Consider the following 25,369-nt stretch of genomic DNA (forward strand, 5'->3'; position numbering starts at 1 on the left):
TGGAGTGGGAACCCGCGCCGGAAGAATTTTTCCTCGGGGCGTCAGCGAGTCACAGGCCGTTCGTCGATGCGATAGCCGCCCTGGGCATTGCGGGTCACCTGCACAGGCAACAGATCCGGCAACGCCTCCAGGAAAATGGCCGGGGCATCGGTGGCTGCGTACCCGGAGACGGGCAGGAACTTCAGCCCGGGCTGGCCCAGCGTGACGGGATGGCCCAGATACTGCCCGACTTCCTGCACCACTTCGTCCAGCGGGGTACGCCGGAACACCAGGCGCCCGTTGCGCCAGCCGCCGATGCTCTCTGCGTTTGCCGCAATGGGGCGATAGGCGGCTGTAAACGTGGCAACGGCCAGGCCCTGTTCGGCGTGCAGGCTGAGCGGCGCGGTGCCCTCGGCCCGATCCGGCTGTACCCGCACGTGCCCATGCAGCACCTTGACCACGACTTCGCCGGGCGCATTGCGCACGTTGAAGGCCGTGCCAATCACTGTCACCCGGCTACGCTGCGCATCCACGGTGAAGGGCCGGTCGGCCGCCGGGGCGACCTCGAAGAACGCCTCGCCCTGGCTGAGCACGACTTCACGACGGGATCGATAGAAGTGCACGGCCAGCGAGCTGCGTGCATTGAGCGAAATCCGCGAGCCATCCGGCAGTTGCAGGTCACGGATCTCGCCCGCGCCAGTGGCCACGTCCTGCACATAGCTGGGCGCGGTGTACCAACCGTAGCCGACGTAACCCAGGGCCAGCATCGCCACGGCCGCAGCCGCCGCAACGCGTGGCAGGCGCCGCGACCGCCCACGCCACGCCCTGCCGTCCCGTCGCGGAGCTGCAGGTGCCGTTGGTGCGAGCGCCGCAGGCCCGTCCGAGGCCAGCATGGGGCGCGGCAGCTGGCCCAGGTCGTGCCAGGTTCTGGCCACCTCGGCGAATGCCTGCTGGTGCGCTTCGCTCTCGGCCAGCCACCGCTGCAGGCTCGCCTCATCCTCCGGCTGCCAGTCCGCATCCTGCTGGCGCACCAGCCACGCAGCAGCCGCCTCATGCAGGGCAAACGGATCGGAACCTGCGGCAGGAGGAGTGTCGTTCATCGGCAGGAGAGATCAGCATCAGAGGCAGGCACTGCATCGCCCGCCCCGGTTGGCCGATGCAGTGCCTGCATCTGCGCCAGGGATGCATAGCGTACCCGCACTTCGCAGTAGGCAACCGCACGCGACAGATGCTTGACCACCATGCGCCGGGAGATCTGCATGCGGGCAGCCACGTCTTCCTGGGTCAAGCCATCAAAGCGGCTGAGCACGAAGGCCTCGCGCTGACGCTCGGGCAGTTCGGAAAGCGCTTCCGCCAGGCGCTGCAGGCGCTGCCGTTGTGCAGTGACCTGCAACGGGCACTGTGATTCATCGCCGGCCATCACGTGGCCGGCTTCCTCAGCGTCTGCCAGAGGCACGACCTGAAGGCGGCGGCCGGCATGATGTTCGCGGTATTCGTCGGCCACGGTGTTCATCACCGTCCGCCGGAGATAGGCGCCCTGCTTGTCACAGGAATCGAGCGCCGGATGGGCCGCGATCCACTTCACCGCACCGTCGTGCAGCGCGTCCTCGCTGTCGACGACGCTGCCTCTGAAGCGGGTAAGGCTGCGCAGTATCGGTCGCCGCCAACGCTCATAGGCCTTGGCCAGGATGCCGCCAGTGGCGGTGCTGCCGGCATCCGGGCGAGCTGCCGCAACCGATGATGCGTCGGGCCCCTCCATATCCTCCGCCGTGTCGCGACCTAGCGCAGGCACGGTATCCCCGTTGCAGGGATCTGCGATCGGCACAGGAGGGGCGTGAACGTCACTGGGGTAGCCGGATGAACTGCCGACGTGGGCGGCAGGCGTCAACAATGGGGAAGTGGCCGGAGTGTAATGCGAGTCATTTGCAATTGAAACACCCCCTGCCCGAGTGGAAGTCCAGCAGGACCGATGCAAGGCCTGGCAGGCAGCCACGCCAGGGTCAGTGGGCAACCCCTGCCAGCGCCGGTATCACGGCTGACGGCAGGCGCCGCCGTTGCGGCACATCACGTCCTCGATCCAGTCGATGTAGCGGGACACGCGAACGTTGTAGACCACCTGGCCATAGAAGCCCGCTTCAAGGGCGTGCTCGGGAACGGCAGTGATCCAGGACCCAAGGCCAACCAGCTTCCACGCACCTTGATCCTCGATCAACAGCGGGCCACCGCTGTCGCCGTTGCCGAGCACGCCTTCAAGCGGCAGGCCCTGCGGCGGCCGATCGAACCGGTACCAGAGGTAGCGTTCGTTGCCGCCGGTGATGGCGTTGTACGCCCGGCGCAGGGTCGTGCGATGCGACCCGTTCGGCACCAGGCCCGTGGCGCCGTTGCCGGTAGCGCCCTTCCCGATCAGGGCTGCAGCCTGCCCGGCCTCGCCCGTTCCCCGATAGAGCGCTACCGGTAGCACATCGCTGGCTGGCGCTGCCAGCCTGATCAGCGCGATATCGTCCGACGTGGCCAGGAAGGCGTGGATCCTGGAGGGACTTCCCGTTGCCATGGCCTCCTTGCCCAAGGCGTCCGGCATTCGTTTGAAGCCTGGATGCAGGAAAACCCGAGCAACGCCGTAGCTCTTCCCGTTGATGGCGATGGTTGCACCCATCCCTTCCATCGGCGCTGCATGGGCCGCGGTCAGCACCCATCCGGGGGCGATGAGGACACCGTGGCCCTCGCCTGGCATGTCGGCCAGCGCCGGGAACGCCGATGCTTCAATACGGTACTTCGCATCATCGATATCATCGCGGATGACAACCGCGCCGGCGGCGAGTGGAAGCACGGCGAGCGCCAGGAAGAGCCAGCGTCTCATTGGAGACCCTTAGTGTGGTTGCGATGCCCCATCATCCGCGAGCTGCTCCCGTGCAGCAATTCTCTCGACCAGCGAATCGAACGCTGCCTCCATGGCCCGCGCGGTAATGTGCGCGGACAGCTGCGTGCCGACGCTGGAGTACGCGTACTCTTTCCCCGGCATCCGCGGAATCTGCATGGCATGCAGGTCCCTCAGGAAATCGGCCTTGCCGTAGCCTGCGTAGATCGCGTTGAGTTCAGCCGGTGTGCGGTGGTCGGTGAAATCCTCCAGCACCGTGTTCGCACGTTCCGGCAGCATGTTCGGCAGGCCACTGGTATGCGACAGCAGGTGGCGGACGCGGATGGGGTGGCCCTGGTACTGCAGGTTCGGATAGTCGCCCTGCAGGTACATGCGGATGTCATCCTCCAGGCCCAGCCTGCCTTCCAGGACCGCGTTGGCCATCAGGGTGCCGGCCAGGGTCTTGCTCAACGAGCCGATTTCGTAAACGGTTGCGTCGGTGGGCGGCCCTGGCTTGCCGGTTTCCATGTCACCGCGATGGCGGATGAAAGTCCTGCCCCGGTACACCACTCCGATGGAGGCAGCGTGCAGCAGCGGTTGCTCGATCAAAGTCTGCGCGACCTGGTCGATGTCCGCCCCCAGATCCTTCGGCGTAGCCTTTCCGGCGGAGCAGCCTGCGCCAAGCAGGGCGGCGGACAGGGCGAAGGCGTTGAGCCACCGCCGGTTTCGAACGGTCATCGAAAGGGCTTCCATGCGCTGGCGCTTGAAGGGCGATCGGGAATGAGCGCACACGATAGCCCATTGCCAGGCCGATCACCCGGAGGCAGAAAGCGCCCCTGCCCTGCCTTGATGGCCCTCCCCGAGATCGATCAGCCGATCGGTCGCGGTCACGATGCTGCGCCGGTGGGTGATGGCCACGACGGTGACGTCACCGGCAATGGCACGGATGTGGTCCATGATCTCGCGCTCGGTGGCTTCATCCAGGGCAGAGCTTGCTTCGTCCAGGAACAGGATTGCCGGTTCACCATACAGCGCACGCGCGATTGCGATGCGCTGCCGCTCCCCGCCGGAAAGCTTCAGGCCACGCTCGCCCACCGTGGTCTCCAGCCCCTCGGGCAACGCCTCGATCAATGGCAGGATCGCGGCCCTGCGTGCGGCATGCCGCAGCCGGCCATCATCACGCGCACGCCCCAGCAGGATGTTGTCGGCCAGGCTTTCATTGAGCAGGATGACGTCCTGCGGAACCACCGCGACCGCGGCATGCCACGCAGCTCGGTCGATATCGGACAGTTCGACGCCGTCCACGAGAATCCGGCCACGCTGGGGATCGATCGACTTCAGGGCCAGCTTGAACAACGTCGACTTCCCCGACCCGGTGGGCCCCATCAGGAAGGTGATGCCGCCCCGCCCGGCCTGGAAGCAGACATCGTCCACCCCGCGCCCGTTGCCGTAGCGATGGCTGACCCGCTGGAACTCGAGCCGGCCATTGCCTCCGGCGAAGCGCTGGGCATGGGCCACCTGCCGTTCTTCGGGCGCCGCCCACAGGGTTGAAAGCGGGCCCAGCATGCTCCAGGAGCGCGCGACGTCGTCGATGGAACGGGCAATCATCTCGAACGGCATGTTCAGCTGGAGCAGCAGCAGATTGAACAGGACGATGTCGCCGACGCTGAGCGCCCCACTCTGGTAGCGCGGCAGCAGCAGATGGAAGGTCACGATGAACTCCACTGCGAGGCCGATGCCCAGCAGGGCGATGAAGCCTATCCGCTGCAGCACATAGGCGCGCCAGCTGTCACGCACGTCCTGGGCCTTCCGCTCGAAGCGCTGCACCATCCAGGCGCTGCCGCCGAACTGGCGCAGCGTTTCCATGGCGTTCATGGCGTTGCCAACGAAACGGGCATTCTGCTGCCCGGCTTCGACGGCGGCTTCGCGATGGATGCGGGCACGGCGGGTGGCAATGGCCGAGAGCGTGACCGCCACCGTGCCGTAAGCCAGCACGATCACCACCACCTGCAGGTTGATCAACGCACCCAGCGTCACCAGGGTCAGCAGGATCTGCAACGCACTGGGAATGAAGGCAACCAGGCCAAGCTGCACGATGATCTTCAGTGCGCCACGGCCTTTTTCCCCGGCCGATTGCAGCTCGGCGGGGTTGTGGTCCAGGAAGAAGCTGTTGGTCTTCTTCAACAGGCGGGCGAAGTAGCGGGTGCTGGTGATGAAGCCCAGATTCTCGCCACTGAGGAACGACAGGTACTGCACCGTGTTCTGCAGGGCACTGCCCACGCCCAGCACGACGGCGTAGAGCAGGAATCCCCACGCCAGCGCGTTGACTCCATCGATGGGCAGGCGGTCGATCAGGCGCGAGAACAGGTACGGCGCTGCAACACCTGCAAGACTGGATAGCAGGACACTGCCGGCGATCAGCAGCAGGAGCCTGCGGTCAGCCTTCCAGTACGCCGCCAGGATCTCGGCAACAGGCGGCGGAGCTGCGATCTTCGTCATTGATGTCGTCCCAGCAGCCCGACGGCGCCTGTCCATTGCCTCTTGAATGCTATGATATAACATCTCCATCTGGGGCGACGCAGCCGCGTTGCAGGCCACTTTCGGATGGGATCGATGGACCGGGGAATGACGAACGTATCCACTGCCACGCCGCGCGCATGCATGGCCCTCGGCATCGCTGCTGCATTGCTGGCCAGCCTGCCGGCGGCGGCACAGAGCACGGTCGCTGGCCGTGGCTCAAGCGCGGCAGGCTCGCCGCCCGAGGCCCCGACCGCCACCCTGGACAAGGTCCTGGTGGTGGGCAGCAACATCCGCAACGCCGTAGGTGGCGGCGCCTCCCCGGTCATCGTGATCGACAGGGAGGCCATCGACCGCACAGGCGCAGCCACCGTGCAGCAACTGTTCGAGAAACTGCCGCAGAACTTCGGCGGTGGCGCGAACGGTGCGAACGTTGCCAACCTGGGGGTTGACCGCGATACCGGCAACAACTTCGGCCAGGGCACTGCCCTGAACCTGCGCGGGCTGGGTACCGGCACCACCTTGACCCTGATCAACAGCCACCGCGTGACCTCATCGAACCGCTATCAGTATGTGGATGTGTCGCTGATCCCGCTGAGTGCCGTCGAGCGCGTGGAAATCCTTACCGATGGCGCCTCGGCCATCTACGGCACCGATGCGGTCGGGGGCGTGGTCAACATCATCCTGCGGCGCGACTTCACCGGTTACGAGACCGCTGTGCGCTACGGCACGGTGACCGCCGGCAGCATGGAGGAATACCAGGCATCGCAGTCGGCGGGCTGGTCGTGGGAAGGCGGCCACGTGCTGGCCAGCTACGAGTTCCTGAAGCAGGGCAACCTGCCTGCGGTGGAGAAGGACTTCTCGAGAAACGTGCGGGTCAGGCCCTACGACCTCTATCCAGGATCGAAGCGGCACAGCCTGTACGTGGACGGCGTGCAGCAGCTCAGTGATGTGCTGACCCTGAACGTCACCGGCTCGTTTGCCAAGCGCGAGATGGATACCACCATCTCCGGCACGGCCGACGAAACGCGGCTGTTCCCGCACACGCGGCAGTTCGACCTGTTCGCCGGCCTCACGCTGGATCTTCCCAATGAGTGGCAGGCACGCCTGGATTCCGGGTTCGGCAGGAGCGATGTGTCCTACCAGCGCACCACCATCACCGGCAGCTCCGCCAGTACCGCGCCGCCCACCAACACCAATTCCGAATCGCGCTACCTGGACGTGGTTGCCGACGGCGAACTGTTCAACCTGCCCGCCGGCGGCGTACGTGCTGCATTCGGAGCGGGGTACCGTCGTGATGGCTACGAACTGGTCGATCACCGCGGCCTGGAGAAGCCGCTCGACCTGCAGCGCACCGTCAGGTCCGCCTTTGCCGAGCTCAACGTTCCGCTGCTGAAGGACCTGCCGGGTGTGCGCAGCCTGTCCCTGACCGCGGCGGCGCGCTATGACGACTACAGCGATTTCGGTTCCACGCTGAATCCAAAATTCGGCGTGCTGTGGGAGGCCACCGAGGGGTTTTCGTTCCGCGCCAGCCATGGCCGCTCCTACCGGGCGCCGGTGTACCAGGACATGCAGTTGAACAACACCGTAGTGGTGGCGAACGTACCCAACCCGGCCGCACCCGGCGGCAACACGATCCTCATGATGCTGTCCAATGGCAACCCGGATCTGGGCCCCGAACGTGCCAAGACCTGGACCGGCGGTTTCTCGTTCGCGCCACCGTCGGTGCCTGGCCTCAAGATCGACGCGAACTACTACCACATCGACTACGCCGACCGCATCGGCAGTGGCTTCGGCGGCAGCTTCCCCTCGCTGTTCCTCCAGTCCACCGCCCCCTACGCGGACATCCTGACCACCAACCCCACGCAGCAGCAGATCCAGCAGGCACGCCAGCTGGGTGTGTCGGGGCTGGGCCTGTTCGTCTCGCGCGTGGGCCCGTATGCGCTGCCCGCCGGAACGGACGAAACCAACAGCCAGGTGATCCTCGACAACCGCTTCCGAAACAACGCCTTTACCCGGCAGCGAGGCATCGATTTCAGTTCTTCCTACGGCTTCGACGCCGGCCAGGCCCGCATCGCCATCGACCTGGCCGGGCAGTACATCATCGATTCGAAGCGGCGCGTGACCAGCACCTCTCCGGAAGTGGATGCGGTGAACGCGGTGTACTACCCGGTGGACCTGAAGCTGCGCGGAGGCATCGCACTGAGCCGGCAGCAGGCCGCGGGCGGGCTGTTCGTGAACTACGTGGACAGCTATCGCGATCCGGCCAACCTTGCCCGCCCGCACGTCAGCTCGTGGACGACCGTCGACCTCAACCTCGCCTATCACTTCGGTGCGTCGCCGGACCCGCAGCGCGGCACCTCGCTCGCGTTCAACGTGCAGAACCTGTTCGACCGGGATCCGCCGTTCATCATCAACAGCATCAATACCGGCTACGACCCCACCAACGCGACAGCGCTGGGGCGCTTCCTGTCCATGACGCTGACCCATCGCTGGTAGGCCCGCATGCACGCCCACTCCCCTGCCCGGTCGAGGCCGACGATGGCCATCCAGCAGGCCTTCGCAGTTGCGTCCACCCAGCTCATGCTGATGTGGCGAGAGCGGCGTGTGCTGTGGCTCGCCGTTGCCCTGTTGCTGATTGCAGGTGCGTCGGTGCTCAGCGGTGCCGCACGCATGACCCTGCAGGCGCAGGAGCGCCAGGCAGTGAGCGAGGAAGAGACGCGGCTGTGGGACAGCCAGGGCACGATCGATCCCCACAGTGCCGCCCATGTGGGGCGTGCCATTCCTGCACCCGTGCGGCCGCTGGCGGCGCTGGACCCGGGGCTGACGGATTTCCTGGGGACCTCGGTGTTCATCGAGGGCCATGCACAGAACCCGGCCCGGCACCGCGCCGTGGACGCCGGCACCGCACTCAGTCGCTTCCAGGGCTTCTCCGCAGCATGGGCGCTGCAGGTCGTGGCGCCGCTGCTGATCATCCTGGCCGGCTTCGCCAGCCTGTCCGGCGATGTAGCCCGCGAGACGCTGCGCCAGGAACTCGGCACCGGCGCCTCGGCCGGCGTGCTGATCAGCGGGCGATTGATTGCCCTGGCGGCCGCCTCGCTGCTGCTGGTGATGGCCATGCTGCTGATCAGCCTTCCAGGGCTGTCCATCCAGTACGGGGGGGCCGCGGATATCGCCGCCCTGCTCGCACTTGCCGCAGCCTATGCGCTCTATCTGCTGGTGTTCTGCGCGTTTACCGTGGGCGTGTCGGCACTTGCCGGCTCCGCTCGAACGTCGCTGGTGGTGCTGCTGGGCTTCTGGGTGGTATCCACGCTGCTGGTGCCAAGGGTGGCGCCCGCCGTGGCCGAATCCCTGCATCCGACCCCTTCCGCACCCTCCTTCAGGGCTGGCGTCACCGAAGAAGCGGAGAACGGTGCGGATGGCCATGACCCGGCGGACAAGCGGCTGGATGCCTTGCGCACGGCGTTGATGGCGCGCTACCGCGTCGACAACGTGGACGACCTGCCGGTGAACTTCCGCGGCGTGGCCCTGGAGTTTGCCGAGGCGAACTCGACGCGCGTCTACAACCGCCACTTCGACAACCTGCATGCCACCTACCAGCAGCAGGATGCCACGCAGCGACTGTTCGCCATTGTCTCTCCAACGCTGGCGCTGCAGTCCTGGTCGCGTGCGTTCGCGGGCACGGATTTCCGGGCACACCTGGCATTCCTGCGTGGCGTGGAGGATTACCGCTACCGGTTGATCCAGGCACTCAACCAGGAAGTGAAACTGCACAAGGCGCCAGGGGGCGGGAAGCATGTGGCCGATATCGCCGGCATCACCCGTCCGGTGCAGTACCGGGCGCCGCAGCAGACCCTGGCTGGCATCGCCGCAATCCAGGGCGTGAACCTCGCCATTCTGCTGGCCTGGCTGATGCTCGGCCTCATGGTGGTCGTCATTTCGTCCCGGCAACTGAGCAGATCGCCATGAGCGTGGTGTCGATTGCCCGCTACGAGGTCCGTCGCCTGCTGCGCGACCGGGCGCTGCCGGTACTGCTTGTCCTCCTGTTGGGGCTGGTGGCCTACGCTGCCTGGAACGGCCGCGCCTGGGTGGACCAGCGCGAGGCGGCCATCGCACTGATCAAGCAGGAAGAGCAGCAGACCAGGGATCGCAGCCGCGAGTTCGTCGGCAAGGCGCCGTCGGTGCTGCCCCGCGTGCAGCCGGTGCTTGTGCCCGGTGAGATGGCATCGCTGTCGATCGGCCAGGCGGATGCCTATCCCTACACCGCCGACGTGGTCGCGCTGGGCGATCCGACCCAGCTGCTCAAGCACGTCTGGGCCGACATCGGCAATCCGGCGGCACGGGCTGCAGGGCGATTCGATCTGGCCTTCGTCATCGTCTTCCTGCTGCCGTTGGTCATTCTCGTGGCCACCCATGACCTGTGGTCGCGTGAGCGCGAGCGCGGGATCGCGGCGCTGGTGTTGTCGCAGCCGGTTTCGGCGACGCGACTGCTCGTGGTCAAAGCCCTGGCCCGCGGCCTGGTGGTGCTGCTGCCCACGCTGGCCATCATCGTCGCAATGGCCATCTGGTCAGGCGCCCGCAGCCCTGCGGGACTGATCATGCTGGCCCTGACCGTATTCGCCTACAGTGCTTTCTGGCTGGCATTGGCGATGCTGATCGCGTGCCTTTCCCGCCGCACCACCGAGGCGGCCATCGCCGCTGGCGCGCTGTGGCTGCTGATCGTGGTCATGGCCCCCTCATTGACCCTGGCCGCGGTGAACCTGATCGCGCCGCCACCGTCGCAGATGCGGTTCGCCACGGAAGTGAAGGCGATGCAGTCAGATATCGCCAATCGCCAGCAGCGCGAGCACCTCGTACGACCGGCACCCCAGCATTGGTCATCGCCCGTCATCCCCGATGTCGTGCGCCAGGCCTATGCCGACCGGGTTGCCGCTGATCGTGAACTGGCCACGCTGATGGCCTCGCACGCCCGGGCGGAGGCAGCGCACCGTCGCGTACTGGACAGGGCGCGACTGCTGCTGCCCGCCGTGGCCACCCAGGACGCGCTTGACCGCATCGCAGGCTCGGATGCCGACCGCGCGCTCGACTTCCAGCGTCAGGTCCACACCTTCTGGCAGGCCCGGCGGCTGTTGCACAAGGGCTATCTGGACCGTGACCGGTCGCAGACCCTCGACGAGTACGAGTCGCTCCCGCGCTTCCAGTTCCGCGACACCCAAGGCGCTGCCCAGCGGGGTGTCCTGGCCGACCTTGCCGCATTGATCATCGCCAGCCTGATTGTCCTGCTTGCCGCCGCCATGCTGCGCGGCCGGCTGGCCACGCCCTGAGGAAACATCCACATGCTGTCTGCAAAAAGCCTGGTCATGGAACACGGCGCGCATCGGGCGCTGGACGACGTCAGCTTCGAGGTGAAGCCGGGGGAAATCTTCTGCCTGCTGGGCGCCAACGGCGCGGGCAAGTCGACGACCATCAAACTGTTCCTCGGGTTCCTGAAACCCACCTCCGGCTCGGCCGATGTGGACGGGCTCAGCGCGCACCGGCAGCCACAGGAGGTACGCCGGCGGCTGCTGTACATCCCCGAGACCGTGGCGCTGTACGAAGAATTGACCGGCTATGAGAACCTGGACTATTTCGCCCGCCTGGCCGGTGTCGAGGAACGCTCGCCTGCGCGGCTGAAGCAGGCGCTAAGATCCGCCGGGCTGGCTACCGAGGCCTTTGGCCGGCGCGTGGGCCTCTATTCCAAGGGCATGCGGCAGAAGGTCGGCATCGCACTGGCCATCGTCAAGGAAGCCAAGGCGCTGCTGCTGGATGAGCCGACCTCTGGCCTGGACCCCACGGCATCCGCCGAATTCCACGAGCTGATCGTACGGGAGCGTGATCGCGGTACGGCGATCCTGATGGCAACCCACGATCTGTTCCGGGCCCGCGAGGTGGCGACCACGATCGGCCTGATGCGCGCCGGCCGCCTGCGCAGGACGCTGGATGCCAGCACGATCACCGCCAACGATCTCGAGAGCCTCTACCTGGAAGAGATGAGCCGGAACGCCTAGACCACGCCGACTGTCTGCGGGCCAGCCTGGCCGGACCAGCGCCTGAGCCAGGCTTCGATGTTGATCTGCGGGCCGAAGATGCCCAGCACCTGCGACGAGTGATCCGGGCTGACCCGCCGGATGCCCGCATCGGCCAGTGCGCTGTCGAGGTAGCCACGCCTGGCCAGGAACCCATCGACAAGCAGACTGCTGATGAACTGCTGGTGCCCCTGGGTGACGGCCACGGAGTGATCATCCAGATACGACTTCACCTTTCGCGACAGCAGCGCCTCCGGCAGCAGGCCGTTCAGTGCACGCCGCGCGATGGTGCGGTCCTCCGCATCGGCCATGAGCAGGTGCAGCGGTATGCGCGCGAACAACTCGACAAGCGGCTGCGCACTGATCGGTGACACGCCATGCCAGCGTCCCACGCCCTCGAACGGATCAAGCACACTGGTCGGGAATATCATCCGGCCGATATGGGCCAGCTTGTAGGGGGATACATGATGCCCCTGCTCCAGGGCATGCCGAAGCCAGGCCGGCTGCATTCCATCCTGCTCGGCGCACTCCACCCGCACCCATGGGCAGGGCTTGCCCCATCGGCCGTTGATGCTGGCCGGACGCCTGAGCAGGCCATGGACGAGCGCATCCCGCAGTACGCCGTACAGCGAGTCGCCGGACTGCGCGGTTTCGAAGGCCACGCGGAAGAATCCCCGGTCGATGCCACGACGCCAGGCGTAGTCGATCGCAGCAGCGTTGCCCTTGAAACGCAGGAACACTGCATCACCACCGACACCGGTGAACTGTACGGTGTCGCCGTCGAAGTCCACGTCGCGTCGATGGAGGAGATAACCGGAGCAATGCGCTGGCCGCGCTGTCCTCGGGAAGGACATGATCTCTTCCAGCGCGCAGTGTGGCTGCCGTCGATACTCGATGAATTCGCAGTGCCTGCCCGAGGATTGCCGGGCCCCTTCGACGGCCATTCGTGCGAATCGCCGCTCGTCGGCACCGATGCCGTCATCGTAATGATGGACACAGGTCACCTCGGGAGCTGAGGGCGCATGCAGCAGGCCCGCCAGGATGATCGAGGAGTCCAGTCCACCGGACAGCTGCAACTGGATTTTCCGGTGCTGGCCGGCCAGCGCGCCGATGCAGCCGAGTAGTGTTGAACGGGCCAGCTGCACGGCCTCGTCGATGTCCTCGACAGCCTGGTCGCGGGCCAGCCGCACCACGTCCCACTGGCATTGCCGGCCGGCCGGCTCGCCATCGCGGATCGAAACCGCTTCGCCGGGCTCGACGGAAGTGACCTCCTCGAAGCCGGTCTGCAAGCCATCACGAAACGGGTACAACAGGGAGTAGGACAGGAACGACCAGTCCACGCTGAAATCGCGCAGGCCCAGCCTCAGGCAGTCCTCCATGTTGGAGAAGACGATCGTCACCTGGCCCACCGTGGTCATGTAGCACGGGATCTCCGCAGTGGGATCGCGCAGGACAAACCAGCTCGCTGTCTGCGGCTGGTAGCCGAACGCCACGTACCGGCCCCAGTACCGCTCGACGATGCTGCGGCCGAGGGTGCTGCAGGCGCTGTCGGCCGAGTCCGCATCGAGGTCTACGCGCTCAGGTACGATGCCTGCGCCAAAATGCTTGTGGAACAGCGCTCCGAGCACCGCCAGGGAACCGGATCGATTGCATTCGAAATAGCCGGGATTGTCAGTCTGCGCGTAGATCGCAGCCCCGTTTCCGTTCATCACGCAGCTGGCACCGGGCAGCGTGGCCTCGATCCTTGCCACCGCCTGGCCCGCGTGGGCAGTCGCGGATTCGGAGAACGTGTTCCAGAGCACGGCGATGTATCGATACATGCGACAGGTTTCGTTACAGCACCAGGATGGGGACCATCCGGCGCAGGTTGAAGGGAATATCGGTCAGCACGTGATCACCGTGCTGCAGCCAGCAGTGCGCAGCGAACGGCTGTGTCCTGACTGCGAACACCCAGGCAGGGACGATCCCGTACTTCGACAGGAACTCCCTCATCGCCAGGCAGTAGAGAAAGCACTCATCGGTCTTCCTGAATGCGACGGGTCGGAGCCAATCGAACACCCGGACCAGGAAGGCCAGCTCCTGCAGGCTCGCCGCCGAGCCTTGGGAGATGTCGGCGCGCCTGCGGGCCGATGACACTGTGGCGCTGAAAGGCAGGACCGCCCTGGAGCAGGCCGCATGGGCCGCCGACGCCATGAACCTTCCCACGTCGCGCGCGGTGATCTTCGGGCATCCCCTCGGCTCACCCTCGCGTACCCAGTGCCGTGGCAGTTCGAGACTGGGGCTTGCCGCGGACTTCCCCTGCCGTGGATCCCGGGTGATCAGCTGGCGATCGATCAGCGACTGGAGGAGCTTCGGCATCCGTCGCCCATCGGGCGGCAAGGGCCAATCGAGAACCAGGCCCCCCAGGCTTGCGGCGCCACGCCTGTCGATGGAGAGATATTTTCCCGTGCCCTGGTCAAGGATCACCATCGCATCACCGGTGACGCAGACATGCGCCTGCTTCGACAGGAAATAGGGGGCGGCGCCCTGCTCCATCACGTGCTCTCCTGCCCTGGGACCAAGAAGCGGTGCATGCAGGGCATGCACCGCAGTGACCGCATTGCGCGGCAGATCAGGGCGAGGTGGTCGGGAAGACGCCATCCCACAACGTGCCGTGGTTGTGTGCCTTCGTTTCCGAAACCACCGAGCCCAGCTCGATCAGTTCACCACCCACACCCTGTTCGTCAGGGTTCTGCTGTCCTGCCACTACACCCAGCTCAATCAGCTCGTTCATGAACATCTCCTCTAGTCAGTGGATGTATCCAGGCGTTGCATTGGATACGGAGCAGCCAAGCCACCATCGCCGCGCATGTTGCAGGGCGATTGCCGCCAAGGCATCTAAATGTTACGATATAACATATTACTTTGGCGTGACGAACAGGACGGTCTGCTGGCCGTTGATGCAATCCCCGCGACGGAGAATGGATGAGCAGCGAGATCACTGACGACGGCGTGGACGCGACCGTTCTACTGAAGGGTCTGTTTCCATTGCCGGCCTTCGTCCGCTTCATCAGGGAGCGCTGCCCGCCGGGATGCTTCGACGAGGCCGCACTGGTGGCCGCCTGGAGGGCCGCACGCAGCGACGTGCATCGCCTGCGCCAGGACGAGGCGAATGAGGCGGACGCCATTGCTGTCCAGCCGTTGACCGGAGAGATGATGCCGCTGGCCGATCAGGCGCTGCGGCAACCTTCGATGCACGGCATGACCAGCGTGCTGCCGCGCGCCTGGCAGATGGTCGAGATTGATCGACTGGTGATCTTCCAGGAATGCATCAATCTGCGTCACATCGATCAGTTGGCAGCGGCAATGCCCACCTCGCCCACCGCACAGGAGATCATGCAGCTCGTCGCCCGCAGCGGACGCCATGCACACCCCGACGTCAGGTTCACCCAGTCCGATGGCAGTTACACATTTGCTTCCGCGTCCAATGACCTGCGATTCCTCGATGTGGCGACCATCGATCCGGCGACCATCACCGGCTACGAGCCGTTCGGCGCGGCCAGCCACGCCGTCGTCATCTATCTCGGTTTCAGTGACAACCTGATCAGCGCCACCCGGTTCGGCAAGCGCGTGATCCTGACCAATGGCTCCCACCGCCTGTACCTGCTGCGCAAGCTCGGCTTCCGCCATGTGCCCTGCCTTGTCACCGATGCATCCGACGGCGACCTCAGCGAAGTTCTGCTGCCGGCGGCGGTCAGGCAGGATCGCGGGTTCTATCTTTCGTCGCCGCGGCCGCCCCTTTTCAAGGACTACGTTGACCCCCGCCTGACCAGTGTCGTGCCGGTCACCCGCAAGCACTACGCCCTGCGGGCAAAGCTCGACCTGCAGCGGATCACGGTTCCGGCACTGTAGCGCACCGGGCGCAGCACTCGTCTGGGCTGTTGCACGGTAGATGGCCGGATTGCTGAATCACCTGGCGGAACTGTCGAATGACGGCCCCCGCTTTGCCCAATACGCTTCTGATCCTCGACAGAAGAGGATGCCAGCATGCGTGCAACCACGCTGATTGCCGAAGCCGGAAGAGAAGAGCTGCCGATCGTTCATGTCCTGATGGGATTCGTCTGTGTCTGGCACAGACATGAACCGCAGCAGGCGGATCATGAAGATTGACAGCGCGCACGTCCCCCTCGCCGTGTTGTGCTGGGCGATGCAGTGGTGACGTCAACTATCGAGCTGGAGGGTATCGGGGCGGACTACCCCGATCGCGTCGACAGCCCGGTCATGGTGCTGGGCGTGGACCCCATCACCGATGCTTGGGAAATGCCCTTTCATGAGCATCGGAAAGCACAGCTCCTGGTAGCCACGAGCGGATTGATCACGCTGGAGACCCGTGCAGGCCTGTGGGTCGTCCCGCCACAGGGAGCGATCTGGATTCCCGGAGGGCTGTCCCACCGGGCCAGCAGCACAGGAAAGCCGCATGGCTTCGTTGTATTCGTGGAGCCCGGGGCTATCGCTGGACTGCCGACACACTGCTTCGCAATGGCGATCAGTCCATTCATGCATGCCCTGCTTGAACGAACCTCAGCGCTTCCCTGGCGGTACGCCGCTGGCAGTGCGGACGCGCGCCTGATGGCTGTGCTTCTGGACGAGCTCATCGCGGCACCGCCGGAATGGCTGCACCTGCCCATGCCCTCCGACCCAAGGCTGCGAAAGCTGGCCAATGCAATGCTGACCGCCCCGGCCGAGCGGGCCACGCTCGAGGTATGGGCGAGCCGGATTGGAATGAGCGAGCGCAACATGTCCCGCCTGTTTTCCGGCGAAACGGGTCTGAGCGTGAGACGCTGGCGCAGACAGCTGCATGTGGTGGTCGCACTGCCGATGCTGGGCAAGGGCCGTACGGTGCAGGCCATTGCCGATGACCTGGGCTATGACAGTTCGGGCGCGTTCGTGACCATGTTCCGAAAGACGGTGGGCGCCCCACCCAAGCGATTCCTTGCCGAACGGGGTGCACGGCTGCGCGGACCTGGCGCTGAAACCCTGGCGGTACGGGAGCCCTCGGCTCCCGTACCGCCAGTGACCGCCCTGCCCCTCAGCGCTGGTAGCCCTTTAGGAACAACCAGGTGATCAGCGTGGCATCCGGGCCCTTCGGGTCGGTGAACGGCAAGCCCGACTGGCTGCCACTCCACGCATGCCCCATGCCCTGTACCACATAGTGCTGTGCCAGCGTGCGCCCGCCATAGGTATAGGTGTCCACCGTATAGGCGCGCCCACCCGGTACCTGGCCGTGGTAAGTGCTGGTCGGCACGTACTTCACCGAGTCGTTGTCCTGGCCGTCGTCGGCCAGATCATTGGTCTGCAGGAACTGGCGTACGGCCTGCTGGCCGTTCACCGGATTGACGGTCAGGTCGGCACTGCCATGGAACACCAGCACCGGCAGCGGCCGCGGCGACGGTGAGCCCGAGCACTGCCAGGCCAGCCGACCGTTGCTGTCCGGCGAATAGATGCTGCCGGCCAACAGCGCATAGGCGCTGCCGGAAATGGTGGTCGCGCCCTTGAACATGCCGCCGGAATGGATGGCACCAGCGGCGAACACGTCCGAATAGCAGGCCAGCATGATCGAGGTCATCGCACCGCCGGCGGAAATGCCGGTGACGTAGACCCGGTGCGGATCGACGCTGTAACCGGCCTTCACCTTGTCCACGATGCCGGCCAGGATCGACGCCTCGCCGCTGTCACGGGCCTGGTTGATCGGCAGCTGCCAGTTCCAGCAGCGCGCCGGGTTGGAGGTCACGTTCTGGCGCGGATAGACCACGATGAAACCTTCGGTGTCGGCCACATCGTTGAAGCCGGAGGCCTCGCCCATCAGGTTGGGCCCGTTGACGCAGCCGTGCAGCACCAGCAGCAACGGCAGCGGCTGCTGGTCGTTGTAGCCGGCCGGCACCCAGACCTGGTACTCGCGGGCGCCGAACAGATTTCCGTACAGGCCGATGTCCCAATGCCCTGCGGGGTCCGCGGCGAGCACGCTGCCTGCCGACGTCAACCAGCAGCACATTGCCAGCAGTACCGCCTTGATCGAATCGATTCCGGATTTCATGGCCAGATCCTCATGCGTGAGTCGTGGATGAAGGGGTACCGGGGAGCGCGTCCGGCTGGGGGCACGCCCAGTATCCGCATCCGGCGGCCGCTGCCGACTGGACCTAGGTCCACTCGCCGCTGCCGGATGACACCGCTAGCCTTGGCTGCAGGGGTGGCAATGGGCCATCTGTGAGCACTCGCCTGGGGGAGGACCGAATGAAACGGAATTGTCTGAGTCTCATGATCGGCGCACTGCTGGCCTCCGGGCCGGTACTGGCACAGGACACGCCACAGGCCGTGCCGGCGGCAGGCAGGACCGCTTCACCCACGAACCTGGACAGCATCAAGGTCACCGCACGCAAGCGCGAGGAAACCCTGCAGGAGGTGCCAGTCGCCGTCACCGCCTTTACCTCGGAGGCGCTGGACAGGATGAATGTCCAGGACATCAGCGACCTGGATGCGCAGGTGCCGAACCTGACCATCTACGCGGCGCGCGGCGCCAGCAGCACGGTCACCGCCTACATCCGTGGCATCGGCCAGTCCGACCCCACCTGGGGCGCCGATCCGGGCGTGGGCATCTACCTGGATGACGTCTACATCGCGCGCCCGCAGGGCGCGCTGCTGGACGTGTTCGATGTCTCGCGCATCGAGGTGCTGCGCGGCCCGCAGGGCACGCTGTATGGCAAGAACACCATCGGCGGCGCGATCAAGTACATCTCGCGCGGCCTGCCCACCCAGACCGAGGGCTTCGCCCAGGTCACCGTGGGCAACTACAGCCAGCTGGATGCGAAGGCGGCCATCGGCGGCCCGATTGGCGGTGCCGACAGCGGCCTGCGCGCCCGTGTGGCGGTGGCCAGCATGAACCACGACGGGTTTGGCGAGAACACCTTCAACGGCCAACCGGTCAGCGACAAGCAGATCAACGCGGCACGCGTGAACCTGGGTGCGTATGCGGGCGACGACTTCGACGTGCAGTTCGCACTGGACTGGATCGACGATCAGTCCGGCATGCGCGGCTCGAAGATGCTGGCGCCCAATCCGTTCCTGCGCGCCTACCCGCCGATGGACAGCCGCTATGACATCCGCTCGGGCATGCGCAACCTCAACAACGTGGAGAGCAAGGGCGCGTCGGCCACGGTGAACTGGCGACCGAACGAAGACATCGCAGTGAAGTATGTGGTGGCCAAGCGTGAATCGGACAGCGAGGCCAACATCGACTTCGACACCACGCCGATCAAGCTGGCCGATGTGGGCGGTACCTACCACGACGAGCAGGTCAGCAACGAGGTTCAGCTGAACTACGATGCCGGCGGACGCGTGCGCGGCGTGGTCGGCCTGTACCAGTTCAGTGGCGAGGCCGGCGGCCAGATCCAGAACAACTACTTCAGCGCACAGTTCGCCGACAACCAGGGCAAGGTACTGACCGACAGCGTCGCGCTGTACGCAGACTGGACGTTCGACCTGACCCGCAGGCTCAAGCTTGATGTGGGCGCCCGCTACACCGACGAGGACAAGCGCGCGATCGTGCTGAACCGCCTCTATGCCGACCCGGGCTTCAGCCGGCCGGTGGCGGTGACGGCGGACTTCGACAAGAAGACCAACTTCAAGAACGTCTCGCCCAAGGTTTCGCTGGACTACCAGATCACCCCGGACGTCATGGTCTACGGGCTGGCCACGCGCGGTTTCAAGTCGGGCGGCTACAACATCCGCGCCAACGCGGTGGCGGTGCCCCGCTCGGCGGAGCCGTTCGATGACGAAACCGTGGACAGCTACGAGGTCGGCAGCAAGATGGCCTTCCTCGACCAGCGCCTGTTCCTGAACCTGTCAGCGTTCTACAACAAGTACAAGGACATCCAGCTGTCGGTGTTCACCGGCCTGGATACCAATGGCGACGGCATCGATGATTCCTTCTTCGGAGATTTCACCAATGCCGGCGCCGGTACCGTCAAAGGCCTGGAAGTCGAATACCAGTACCTGCCCAGCCAGCACTGGCTGATTTCCGGCAACCTGGCCTGGCTGGATACCAAGTACGACGAGTACATCGACCGCGGCGTCAACGTGGCCAGGCAGATGAAGTTCACCAATGCCCCGGAGTTCTCCGGTGCGTTCAACGTGGAATACCGCACCGACCTGGCCAACGGCAGCAACCTGTCGGCACGGGTGAGCTACAGCTACCAGAGCGAAGTGTGGCCCACCACCGACCTGAGCCCGGTGATCCGCCAGGACGGCTATGGACTGGTCAATGCCGGCGTCATCTGGCGCCTGGATGATGCGTGGACCTTCTCGCTGCAGGGCACCAACCTGGCCGACAAGGAATACCGCACCACCGGATACAACATCCCGGCGGTCGGCACGCTGATTGGCTTCTATGGCCCGCCGCGCCAATATAGCCTCAGCGTCCGGTACGATTTCTAGCGCATCCGTTACGATTTCCAGGAAGCCCCTGCATGATGCAGTCCTACGTAGATCTGTACTGGAACAGCAATGATGGCCTGCGCCTGCACGCGCGCGACCATGCACCGGGTACGGGAACGGCACCACGCGGCACCGTGGTCTGCATTCCCGGTCTGACCCGCAATGGTGCCGATTTCGATGCGCTGGCCGGTACGCTCACTGCCGAGGGCTGGCGCGTGATCGCGGTCGACCTGCGGGGGCGCGCGGGGTCGGAGCGTGCGCATGATCCCACCAGCTACAACCCACGCACCTATGCCGACGACCTGGTCGCGCTGCTACGCGCGCAGAACATCGACAAGGCCTTGTTCGTCGGCACCTCGCTGGGCGTGCTGGTGACCATCACCCTCGCTTCGCGCGCGCCCGAACGGATCGCTGGCGCGGTCCTCAACGATGCCGGCCCCAGGGTGCCGCGTGAGGCCCTGGCACGGATCGGCAAGTACGCGGGCAAGCCGGTGCCGCCGATGGATCTCGAGCAGGCCACGGCCTATGTGGCATCGATCGGAAAGACCGCGTTTCCGCGCTTCAGCAGCGATGACTGGCGGCAGATGGCGGTGCGTACCTTCCGCACGCGCAGCGATGGGCTGCTGGAACTGGACTACGACCCGGCGGTGATCCGTACCACGCGACCGTGGGTGCTGTGGCTGCTGCGGCCGGTGCTGTGGCGCGCGGTGCGCGGGCTGACCTCGCGCGTGCCGGTGCTGGTGGTGCGTGGCGCCCTGTCCGACATCCTGCCGGCCGACGTTGCACGGCAGATGGCGGCGACGTCGGAGAATGCCCGGCTGGTGGAGGTGCCGGATGTCGGCCACGCGCCCATGCTGTCCGAGCCTGAGGCCCGCCATGCGATCCTGGCCCTGCTGGAGCGTGTGGAATGAGCCCACAGGGCACCGACGCTGCCCTGCCGGCTGCCCTGCAGGCGTTGCAGCAATGGGCGGCCAGTGAGCGGCTGAGTGGCGCCACCCACATCGCCCAGTCGCGCATCGATGCCTTCGCCGACGCCACCGGCGACCACAACTGGATCCATGTCGATCCGGCGCGGGCGCAGGCAGAGCTGCCGGGCGGGCACACCATCGCGCATGGCTTCCTGCTGCTGTCGCTGACCGTGGAAGACGACGTGGCCGCCCTCGCCGGCTTCCCCGGCATCGCCCACGTGCTCAACTACGGCTTGAACAAGGTGCGCTTCCTGGCGCCGGTGCCGAGCGGTTCGGAGGTGCGCGTCCGCTCGCGGCTGCTCTCGCTGGAGCTGCGCCAGCCCGGGCAGTGGCTGCTGACCCAGCAGAAGAGCGTCGAACGGCTTCCCGATGGTGATATCGCACTGGTTGCCGAGCAGCTGTCACTGGTCGTGATCGCAGCCTAGCGCCGCCGCGCCCGGCTTCTGCCTACACTGGAGCGATGTTGACGCCCTCTTTCGTGCTGCTGGCCTGCATTGCGTGGACCGCACTGCTGTTTGGCGTGGCCCTGTGGGGCGAGCGCCGGGGGCATCGGCTTTCGAAGGCATGGCCGCTCATCTACGCGCTGTCCCTGGCGGTGCACTGCACCGCATGGACGTACTACGGCGCGGCGTCGCAGGGGCTGCAATGGGGCTTCCCCATTCCGCCTACCCTCGCTGGCATGGCGCTGATCTTCGCGTTCGGCCTGCCGTACCTGCTCCGCCTGGGGCGGCTGGCCAAGCAGCACAACAGTGCCACCATCGCCGACCTGGTGGTCGCACGGCTGCGTGCGGATCGCGGCCTTGGCTTCACCATCACCCTGGTGGCGCTGTTCGGCATCATTCCCTACATCGCGCTTCAGCTGAGAGCGGTCAGCCAAGGGCTGGGGGCACTGTTGGGTGATCGTTTCACATCTGCCGACTGGCAGCTGGACATGTCGTTCTGGTTCGCATTGACGATGGCCACCTTCACCCTGCTGTTCGGTGCGCGCAAGGCATCGGCCACCGAACCGAACCGCGGCATCGTGGTCGCATTGGGTCTGGAGTCGGTACTGAAGCTGACCGCTCTGCTGGCCATTGGCCTGTATGCGGCGCTGTCCGTGCACAAGGCCGGCACGCCGCTGCTGGAAAAGATGGCGCAGCTGCCGCCACCGGCCATCGTGCCGGACTATCTCACCATGGTTGCGCTGGGTGCCATCTCTGCATTCACCCTGCCGCACCAGTTCCATGTCGGCGTGGTCGAGCTCCGCCAGACCTCGGACCTGAAGACGGCACGCTGGATGTTCCCCGTCTACCTGCTGCTGATCGGGCTGCCGTCGGTGCCGATGGCATTGGCCGGTGCGGCGCAGCTGCCGGCATCGGTATCCCCCGACCTGTATGTGCTGGCCCTGCCCCAGGCTGGCGGCCACCACCTGCTTGCACTGCTGGCCTACCTGGGCAGCCTGAGCGCGGCCACCGGCATGATGATCCTCTCGGGGCTGACCCTGTCGATCATGCTTGGCAACCATGGATTCGGATCGCACCTGCTCGGCAGCATCGGCGGCGTGGCCAATGCCGACCTGCGCCCGCGCGTTCTGGCGTTCCGACGTGCCGGCATCCTCGCCGTGTTCCTGATGGCGTGGCTGTACAGCCGCGCGATGAGCGATACCGAGGCACTCAGTGATTTCGGCCTGATGTCCTTCACCGCCCTCTCGCAGCTGGCACCGGCGGTGCTGCTGGCCGTGTACCGCCCACGCACGCCTTCCCCGGCCATCATGGCCGGCATCGTGCTGGGTTCGCTGGCCTGGCTGTGGCTGGTGTTGCTGCCGATGATGATCCCGGCCGCAACACCGTCGGCCAGTCCCGATGGACTGCACTGGCTGGCCGTGGTCTCGCTGCGCGTGCAACCCGGCCATATCGCGATCAGCATGGGGGCCAGCCTGGCGATCAATCTGCTGACGGTTGCCCTGGTGTCGAGGGCCGTGCGTCCGCCGCTACCCCGAAGGCGGGATGCGGTGGCTGCCGCTTCCCTGCGCAGGACCGCCGGTCGCTTCCTGGGCCAGGAGCGTGCGCGCCAGCTGCTGGAGGGCGACGCCGGGCAGATGCTGGATGATGACCGGGTTACCGCCGTCGAGCGTGAGCTGACGGCCGTGGTCGGCGCAGGCATGGCAAGGCTGCTGGTCGAAGCCGCACGCGAGGGTGGCGCCGCGCCGCTGGATGCGGTGACTCGCGCCGTTGGCGAAGCGACCCAGGTGCTGCGCTTCAACCAGCGCCTGCTGGAAGCCGCGCTGGAGAACATGAGCCAGGGCATCAGCGTGGTGGATGCACAGCTGCAGCTGGTGGCCTGGAACAGCCGCTACGCCGCGTTGTTCAGGTTCCCGCCGGAGCTGCTGCAGGTCGGACAGCCCGTGGTCAACCTCACGGCATGGGCGCTGGACCAGCTGAAGATCGGTGACAGCCCCGGTGACACACCCGACAAGGCGCTGCAGCGCCGCGTTGCACACATGCGGCGTGGCACACCTCACCTGTCCGAGCGGGTTTTCCCCGACGACACCATCGTCGAGATCCGCGGCAACCCGATGCCGGGTGGTGGGTATGTGGCCACCTTCACCGATGTCACGGCGTTCCGCAGGGCGGAAGATGCACTCAAGCGCAGCAATGAAACCCTCGAGCACCGCGTGCAGGACCGCACAGCCCGGCTGGAGCAGGCGGTGCAGGAAGCCGAGCGCGCCAATGCGGCCAAAACCCGCTTCCTGACTGCCGTGGGCCACGACCTGATCCAGCCGCTGCATGCGGCACAGCTGCTGACCGACGCGATGTCGCAGCACATCGAATCGGAGTTCCTCGACAGTTTCCTGCACCAGATCCGTGGCGCGCTGGATTCCACCGATGACCTGCTGTCCGGCCTGCTGGACATCTCTCGGCTGGAGGCCGGTGGGCTGGTGGCCGATCCTCGGCCGTTCGCGGTGTCGAACGTACTGGATCCGCTTGCACAGGAGTTCGCCGTGCTCGCGGCCGCCCGCGGCCTGCAGTTCGGCTATGTGCGAAGCCATGCCTGGGTTCACAGCGATCCACTGCTGCTGCGCCGGGTGCTGCAGAACTTCCTGGCCAATGCCATCCGCTACACCCGCCGTGGCGGCGTGCTGCTGGGGGTCCGCCGCCAGGGCCAGAGGCTGTCGATTGGCGTGCATGACACCGGCCCCGGCATTGCACCGGAGCAACAGGCGGTGGTCTTCGAAGAATTCCACCGGATCGATCGCAGCAATGGCCAGGGCCTGGGGCTTGGCCTGAACATCGCGCACCGTATCGCTAATCTGCTGCATGCACCCCTGCACCTGCGCAGCGTGCCCGGGCACGGCTCGACCTTCTCGCTCAGCGTGACCCGCGCTGAGCGTCCGGAAGCACCGCGCGGCGGGCCCATGGTCAATGGCAGCACCGCCCTCAAGGGCATCCGCGTGCTGGTGGTGGACAACGACCCGGTTGCGCTGGAGGCGATGCGGCAGCTGCTGCACTCCTGGGGATGTGATGTCATTGCGGCAACGGGCGCCGATGTGATCGGAGCATCAGCACATGAGGCCGCGCTGTGGCTGTTCGACTATCACCTGGACGACGGTGATACCGGTGTCGCGTTGTGGAAGCGGCTGTCGACCATGCATGGGCTGCGGCCGACGGTGATCCTCAGTGCGGACACCGGCAGCGCGACGCGCGATGCAGTGCGTGGCGCGGGGCTCTCATTGTTGAGCAAGCCGTTCAAGCCGCTTGCACTTCGCTGGGCGATCAACCACCTGCTGGCCGCGAGCACTGCGGCCACGCCCTGATCCATCAGGGCCCGGGCGCTTCTTCGATCTGCCGGGATGGATCGGCCAGTCCCATTTCGTGCAGCACGCGGATGGCCTGCGCGCGGTTGCGTACCCCCAGCCGCTCCATGATGCGTGTCATGTGCGCCTTGACCGTGCGCAGCTGCACACCCAGCCGGTCAGCAATCTGCTTGTTGAGCAACCCTTCGGCCACCAGGCCCAGTACCTTGTACTGGTGAGCGGAAAGGCTGGCCAGGCGCGCGGCAAGATCGGCGTCCCTGCTGAACGGCGCAACGCGCGCCACCGGCTCCCGCAGCACGGCCGGAATCCAGCGTTCGCCCTCCAGTACCGACTGCAGCGCCGCCTGCAGCTCGTGCAGGCCCGAACTCTTGGGCAGATAAGCAGCCGCGCCGAGGTCGATGGCACGCCGGATCACCTGCGGTTCCTCATTGGCCGAGACGATGATGATCGCCAGCCCCGGCTGCAGCGCACGGATGGTCGCCAGGCCAGCAAGCCCGTGGTTGCCCGGCATGTGCAGGTCCAGCAGCATCAGGTCGATCGACTGGCTTTCCAGCGCATCGAGCACGCTGTCCAGCGAATCGGCTTCGCGGATCTGCAGGCCGGCGACCGCCTCTTCGGCCGCGCGATGCAGCGCCGCGCGGAACAAGGGATGGTCGTCGGCGATGAGCAGGGTCGGCATGTCCAGGCGAGATTAGCAAATCGGGTGCGCGCGGGAACAGGTACC

Annotated in this window: 21 protein-coding genes; 11 read left to right on the plus strand and 10 right to left on the minus strand. The window is 65.9% G+C overall.

Annotation, left to right across the window (positions count from 1 at the left end):
• Positions 1–41: 41 nt before the first annotated feature.
• From AC5P57_RS15855 to AC5P57_RS15875, 5 genes are all read right to left on the minus strand, one after another.
• Positions 42–1,079 (minus strand): FecR family protein, encoded by a 1,038-nt coding sequence (locus AC5P57_RS15855; RefSeq protein WP_262235110.1) that lies wholly within the window; start codon positions 1,077–1,079, stop codon positions 42–44.
• Positions 1,076–1,867 (minus strand): RNA polymerase sigma factor, encoded by a 792-nt coding sequence (locus AC5P57_RS15860; protein WP_262235109.1) that lies wholly within the window; start codon positions 1,865–1,867, stop codon positions 1,076–1,078. The genes AC5P57_RS15855 and AC5P57_RS15860 overlap by 4 nt, the downstream gene beginning before the upstream one ends.
• Before the next feature lie 141 nt (positions 1,868–2,008).
• Positions 2,009–2,836 carry a S1 family peptidase gene (locus AC5P57_RS15865; protein WP_262235108.1) on the minus strand — a complete coding sequence of 276 codons (828 nt, stop codon included), beginning with the start codon at positions 2,834–2,836 and terminating at the stop codon, positions 2,009–2,011.
• A gap of 9 nt (positions 2,837–2,845) precedes the next feature.
• Entirely contained in the window at positions 2,846–3,571 is a 726-nt protein-coding gene (locus AC5P57_RS15870) for a serine hydrolase domain-containing protein (protein ID WP_262235107.1), read from the minus strand.
• Positions 3,572–3,646: 75 nt separating this feature from the next.
• Positions 3,647–5,332, minus strand: coding sequence for an ABC transporter ATP-binding protein (locus tag AC5P57_RS15875; RefSeq protein ID WP_099552164.1), 1,686 nt, complete (start codon positions 5,330–5,332; stop codon positions 3,647–3,649).
• Positions 5,333–5,458: 126 nt separating this feature from the next.
• On the opposite strand from AC5P57_RS15875, the gene AC5P57_RS15880 reads away from it, so the two are divergent.
• The 4 genes from AC5P57_RS15880 to AC5P57_RS15895 are packed head-to-tail and all read left to right on the plus strand — an operon-like array spanning position 5,459 to position 11,397.
• Entirely contained in the window at positions 5,459–7,849 is a 2,391-nt protein-coding gene (locus AC5P57_RS15880) for a TonB-dependent receptor plug domain-containing protein (protein ID WP_262235106.1), read from the plus strand.
• Positions 7,850–7,891: 42 nt separating this feature from the next.
• Positions 7,892–9,319 carry a DUF3526 domain-containing protein gene (locus AC5P57_RS15885; protein WP_262235105.1) on the plus strand — a complete coding sequence of 476 codons (1,428 nt, stop codon included), beginning with the start codon at positions 7,892–7,894 and terminating at the stop codon, positions 9,317–9,319.
• Complete coding sequence (locus AC5P57_RS15890) at positions 9,316–10,674, plus strand: ABC transporter permease subunit (RefSeq protein WP_262235104.1); 1,359 nt, start codon at positions 9,316–9,318, stop codon at positions 10,672–10,674. Before AC5P57_RS15885 ends, AC5P57_RS15890 begins: the two co-directional genes overlap by 4 nt.
• Positions 10,675–10,686: 12 nt before the next feature.
• On the plus strand, positions 10,687–11,397 hold the full coding sequence (locus tag AC5P57_RS15895; protein ID WP_099552160.1) for an ABC transporter ATP-binding protein: 711 nt from the start codon (positions 10,687–10,689) through the stop codon (positions 11,395–11,397).
• On the opposite strand, the gene AC5P57_RS15900 is transcribed toward AC5P57_RS15895, so the two are convergent.
• The 3 genes from AC5P57_RS15900 to AC5P57_RS15910 all read right to left on the minus strand — a co-directional run bounded on the left by AC5P57_RS15900 (position 11,394) and on the right by AC5P57_RS15910 (position 14,188).
• Complete coding sequence (locus tag AC5P57_RS15900) at positions 11,394–13,235, minus strand: asparagine synthase-related protein (protein WP_262235103.1); 1,842 nt, start codon at positions 13,233–13,235, stop codon at positions 11,394–11,396. The genes AC5P57_RS15895 and AC5P57_RS15900 overlap by 4 nt on opposite strands.
• A 13-nt stretch (positions 13,236–13,248) precedes the next feature.
• The gene (locus tag AC5P57_RS15905; protein ID WP_099552158.1) at positions 13,249–13,950 is read right to left on the minus strand and encodes a lasso peptide biosynthesis B2 protein; all 702 of its coding nucleotides are present in this window, start codon (positions 13,948–13,950) and stop codon (positions 13,249–13,251) included.
• A gap of 76 nt (positions 13,951–14,026) precedes the next feature.
• Positions 14,027–14,188 (minus strand): hypothetical protein, encoded by a 162-nt coding sequence (locus tag AC5P57_RS15910; protein WP_164145897.1) that lies wholly within the window; start codon positions 14,186–14,188, stop codon positions 14,027–14,029.
• Between the two features lie 191 nt (positions 14,189–14,379).
• On the opposite strand from AC5P57_RS15910, the gene AC5P57_RS15915 reads away from it, so the two are divergent.
• From AC5P57_RS15915 to AC5P57_RS15925, 3 genes are all read left to right on the plus strand, one after another.
• Positions 14,380–15,306 carry a ParB N-terminal domain-containing protein gene (locus AC5P57_RS15915; RefSeq protein WP_262235102.1) on the plus strand — a complete coding sequence of 309 codons (927 nt, stop codon included), beginning with the start codon at positions 14,380–14,382 and terminating at the stop codon, positions 15,304–15,306.
• 135 nt (positions 15,307–15,441) lie between these two features.
• Complete coding sequence (locus tag AC5P57_RS15920) at positions 15,442–15,564, plus strand: hypothetical protein (RefSeq protein WP_260678182.1); 123 nt, start codon at positions 15,442–15,444, stop codon at positions 15,562–15,564.
• Positions 15,565–15,609: 45 nt separating this feature from the next.
• Positions 15,610–16,518 carry an AraC family transcriptional regulator gene (locus tag AC5P57_RS15925; protein ID WP_262235101.1) on the plus strand — a complete coding sequence of 303 codons (909 nt, stop codon included), beginning with the start codon at positions 15,610–15,612 and terminating at the stop codon, positions 16,516–16,518.
• Here AC5P57_RS15925 and AC5P57_RS15930 read toward each other — a convergent pair.
• Positions 16,484–17,488 (minus strand): extracellular catalytic domain type 1 short-chain-length polyhydroxyalkanoate depolymerase, encoded by a 1,005-nt coding sequence (locus AC5P57_RS15930; RefSeq protein WP_142805996.1) that lies wholly within the window; start codon positions 17,486–17,488, stop codon positions 16,484–16,486. The two genes, AC5P57_RS15925 and AC5P57_RS15930, sit on opposite strands and share 35 nt — an antisense overlap.
• A 197-nt stretch (positions 17,489–17,685) precedes the next feature.
• Between AC5P57_RS15930 and AC5P57_RS15935 the strand changes: the two genes are divergently transcribed.
• Genes AC5P57_RS15935 through AC5P57_RS15950 form a run of 4 tightly spaced genes read left to right on the plus strand, consistent with a single transcriptional unit; the run spans position 17,686 to position 24,645 of the window.
• Positions 17,686–19,884, plus strand: a complete 2,199-nt coding sequence (locus AC5P57_RS15935) for a TonB-dependent receptor (RefSeq protein ID WP_262235100.1) — start codon at positions 17,686–17,688, stop codon at positions 19,882–19,884.
• A gap of 32 nt (positions 19,885–19,916) precedes the next feature.
• Complete coding sequence (locus AC5P57_RS15940; protein ID WP_495219664.1) at positions 19,917–20,795, plus strand: alpha/beta fold hydrolase; 879 nt, start codon at positions 19,917–19,919, stop codon at positions 20,793–20,795.
• Positions 20,792–21,277: a MaoC family dehydratase gene (locus tag AC5P57_RS15945; RefSeq protein ID WP_099552153.1), complete on the plus strand. Its 486-nt coding sequence runs from the start codon at positions 20,792–20,794 to the stop codon at positions 21,275–21,277. Before AC5P57_RS15940 ends, AC5P57_RS15945 begins: the two co-directional genes overlap by 4 nt.
• A 35-nt stretch (positions 21,278–21,312) precedes the next feature.
• The gene (locus AC5P57_RS15950; protein ID WP_262235098.1) at positions 21,313–24,645 is read left to right on the plus strand and encodes a hybrid sensor histidine kinase/response regulator; all 3,333 of its coding nucleotides are present in this window, start codon (positions 21,313–21,315) and stop codon (positions 24,643–24,645) included.
• A 4-nt stretch (positions 24,646–24,649) separates the two neighbouring features.
• Here the strand turns inward: AC5P57_RS15950 and AC5P57_RS15955 are convergent, their stop codons facing one another.
• Positions 24,650–25,324 carry a response regulator transcription factor gene (locus tag AC5P57_RS15955; protein WP_099552151.1) on the minus strand — a complete coding sequence of 225 codons (675 nt, stop codon included), beginning with the start codon at positions 25,322–25,324 and terminating at the stop codon, positions 24,650–24,652.
• Positions 25,325–25,369: the final 45 nt, after the last annotated feature.

Source organism: Stenotrophomonas sp. YJH_SMC_79, from assembly GCF_059367995.1.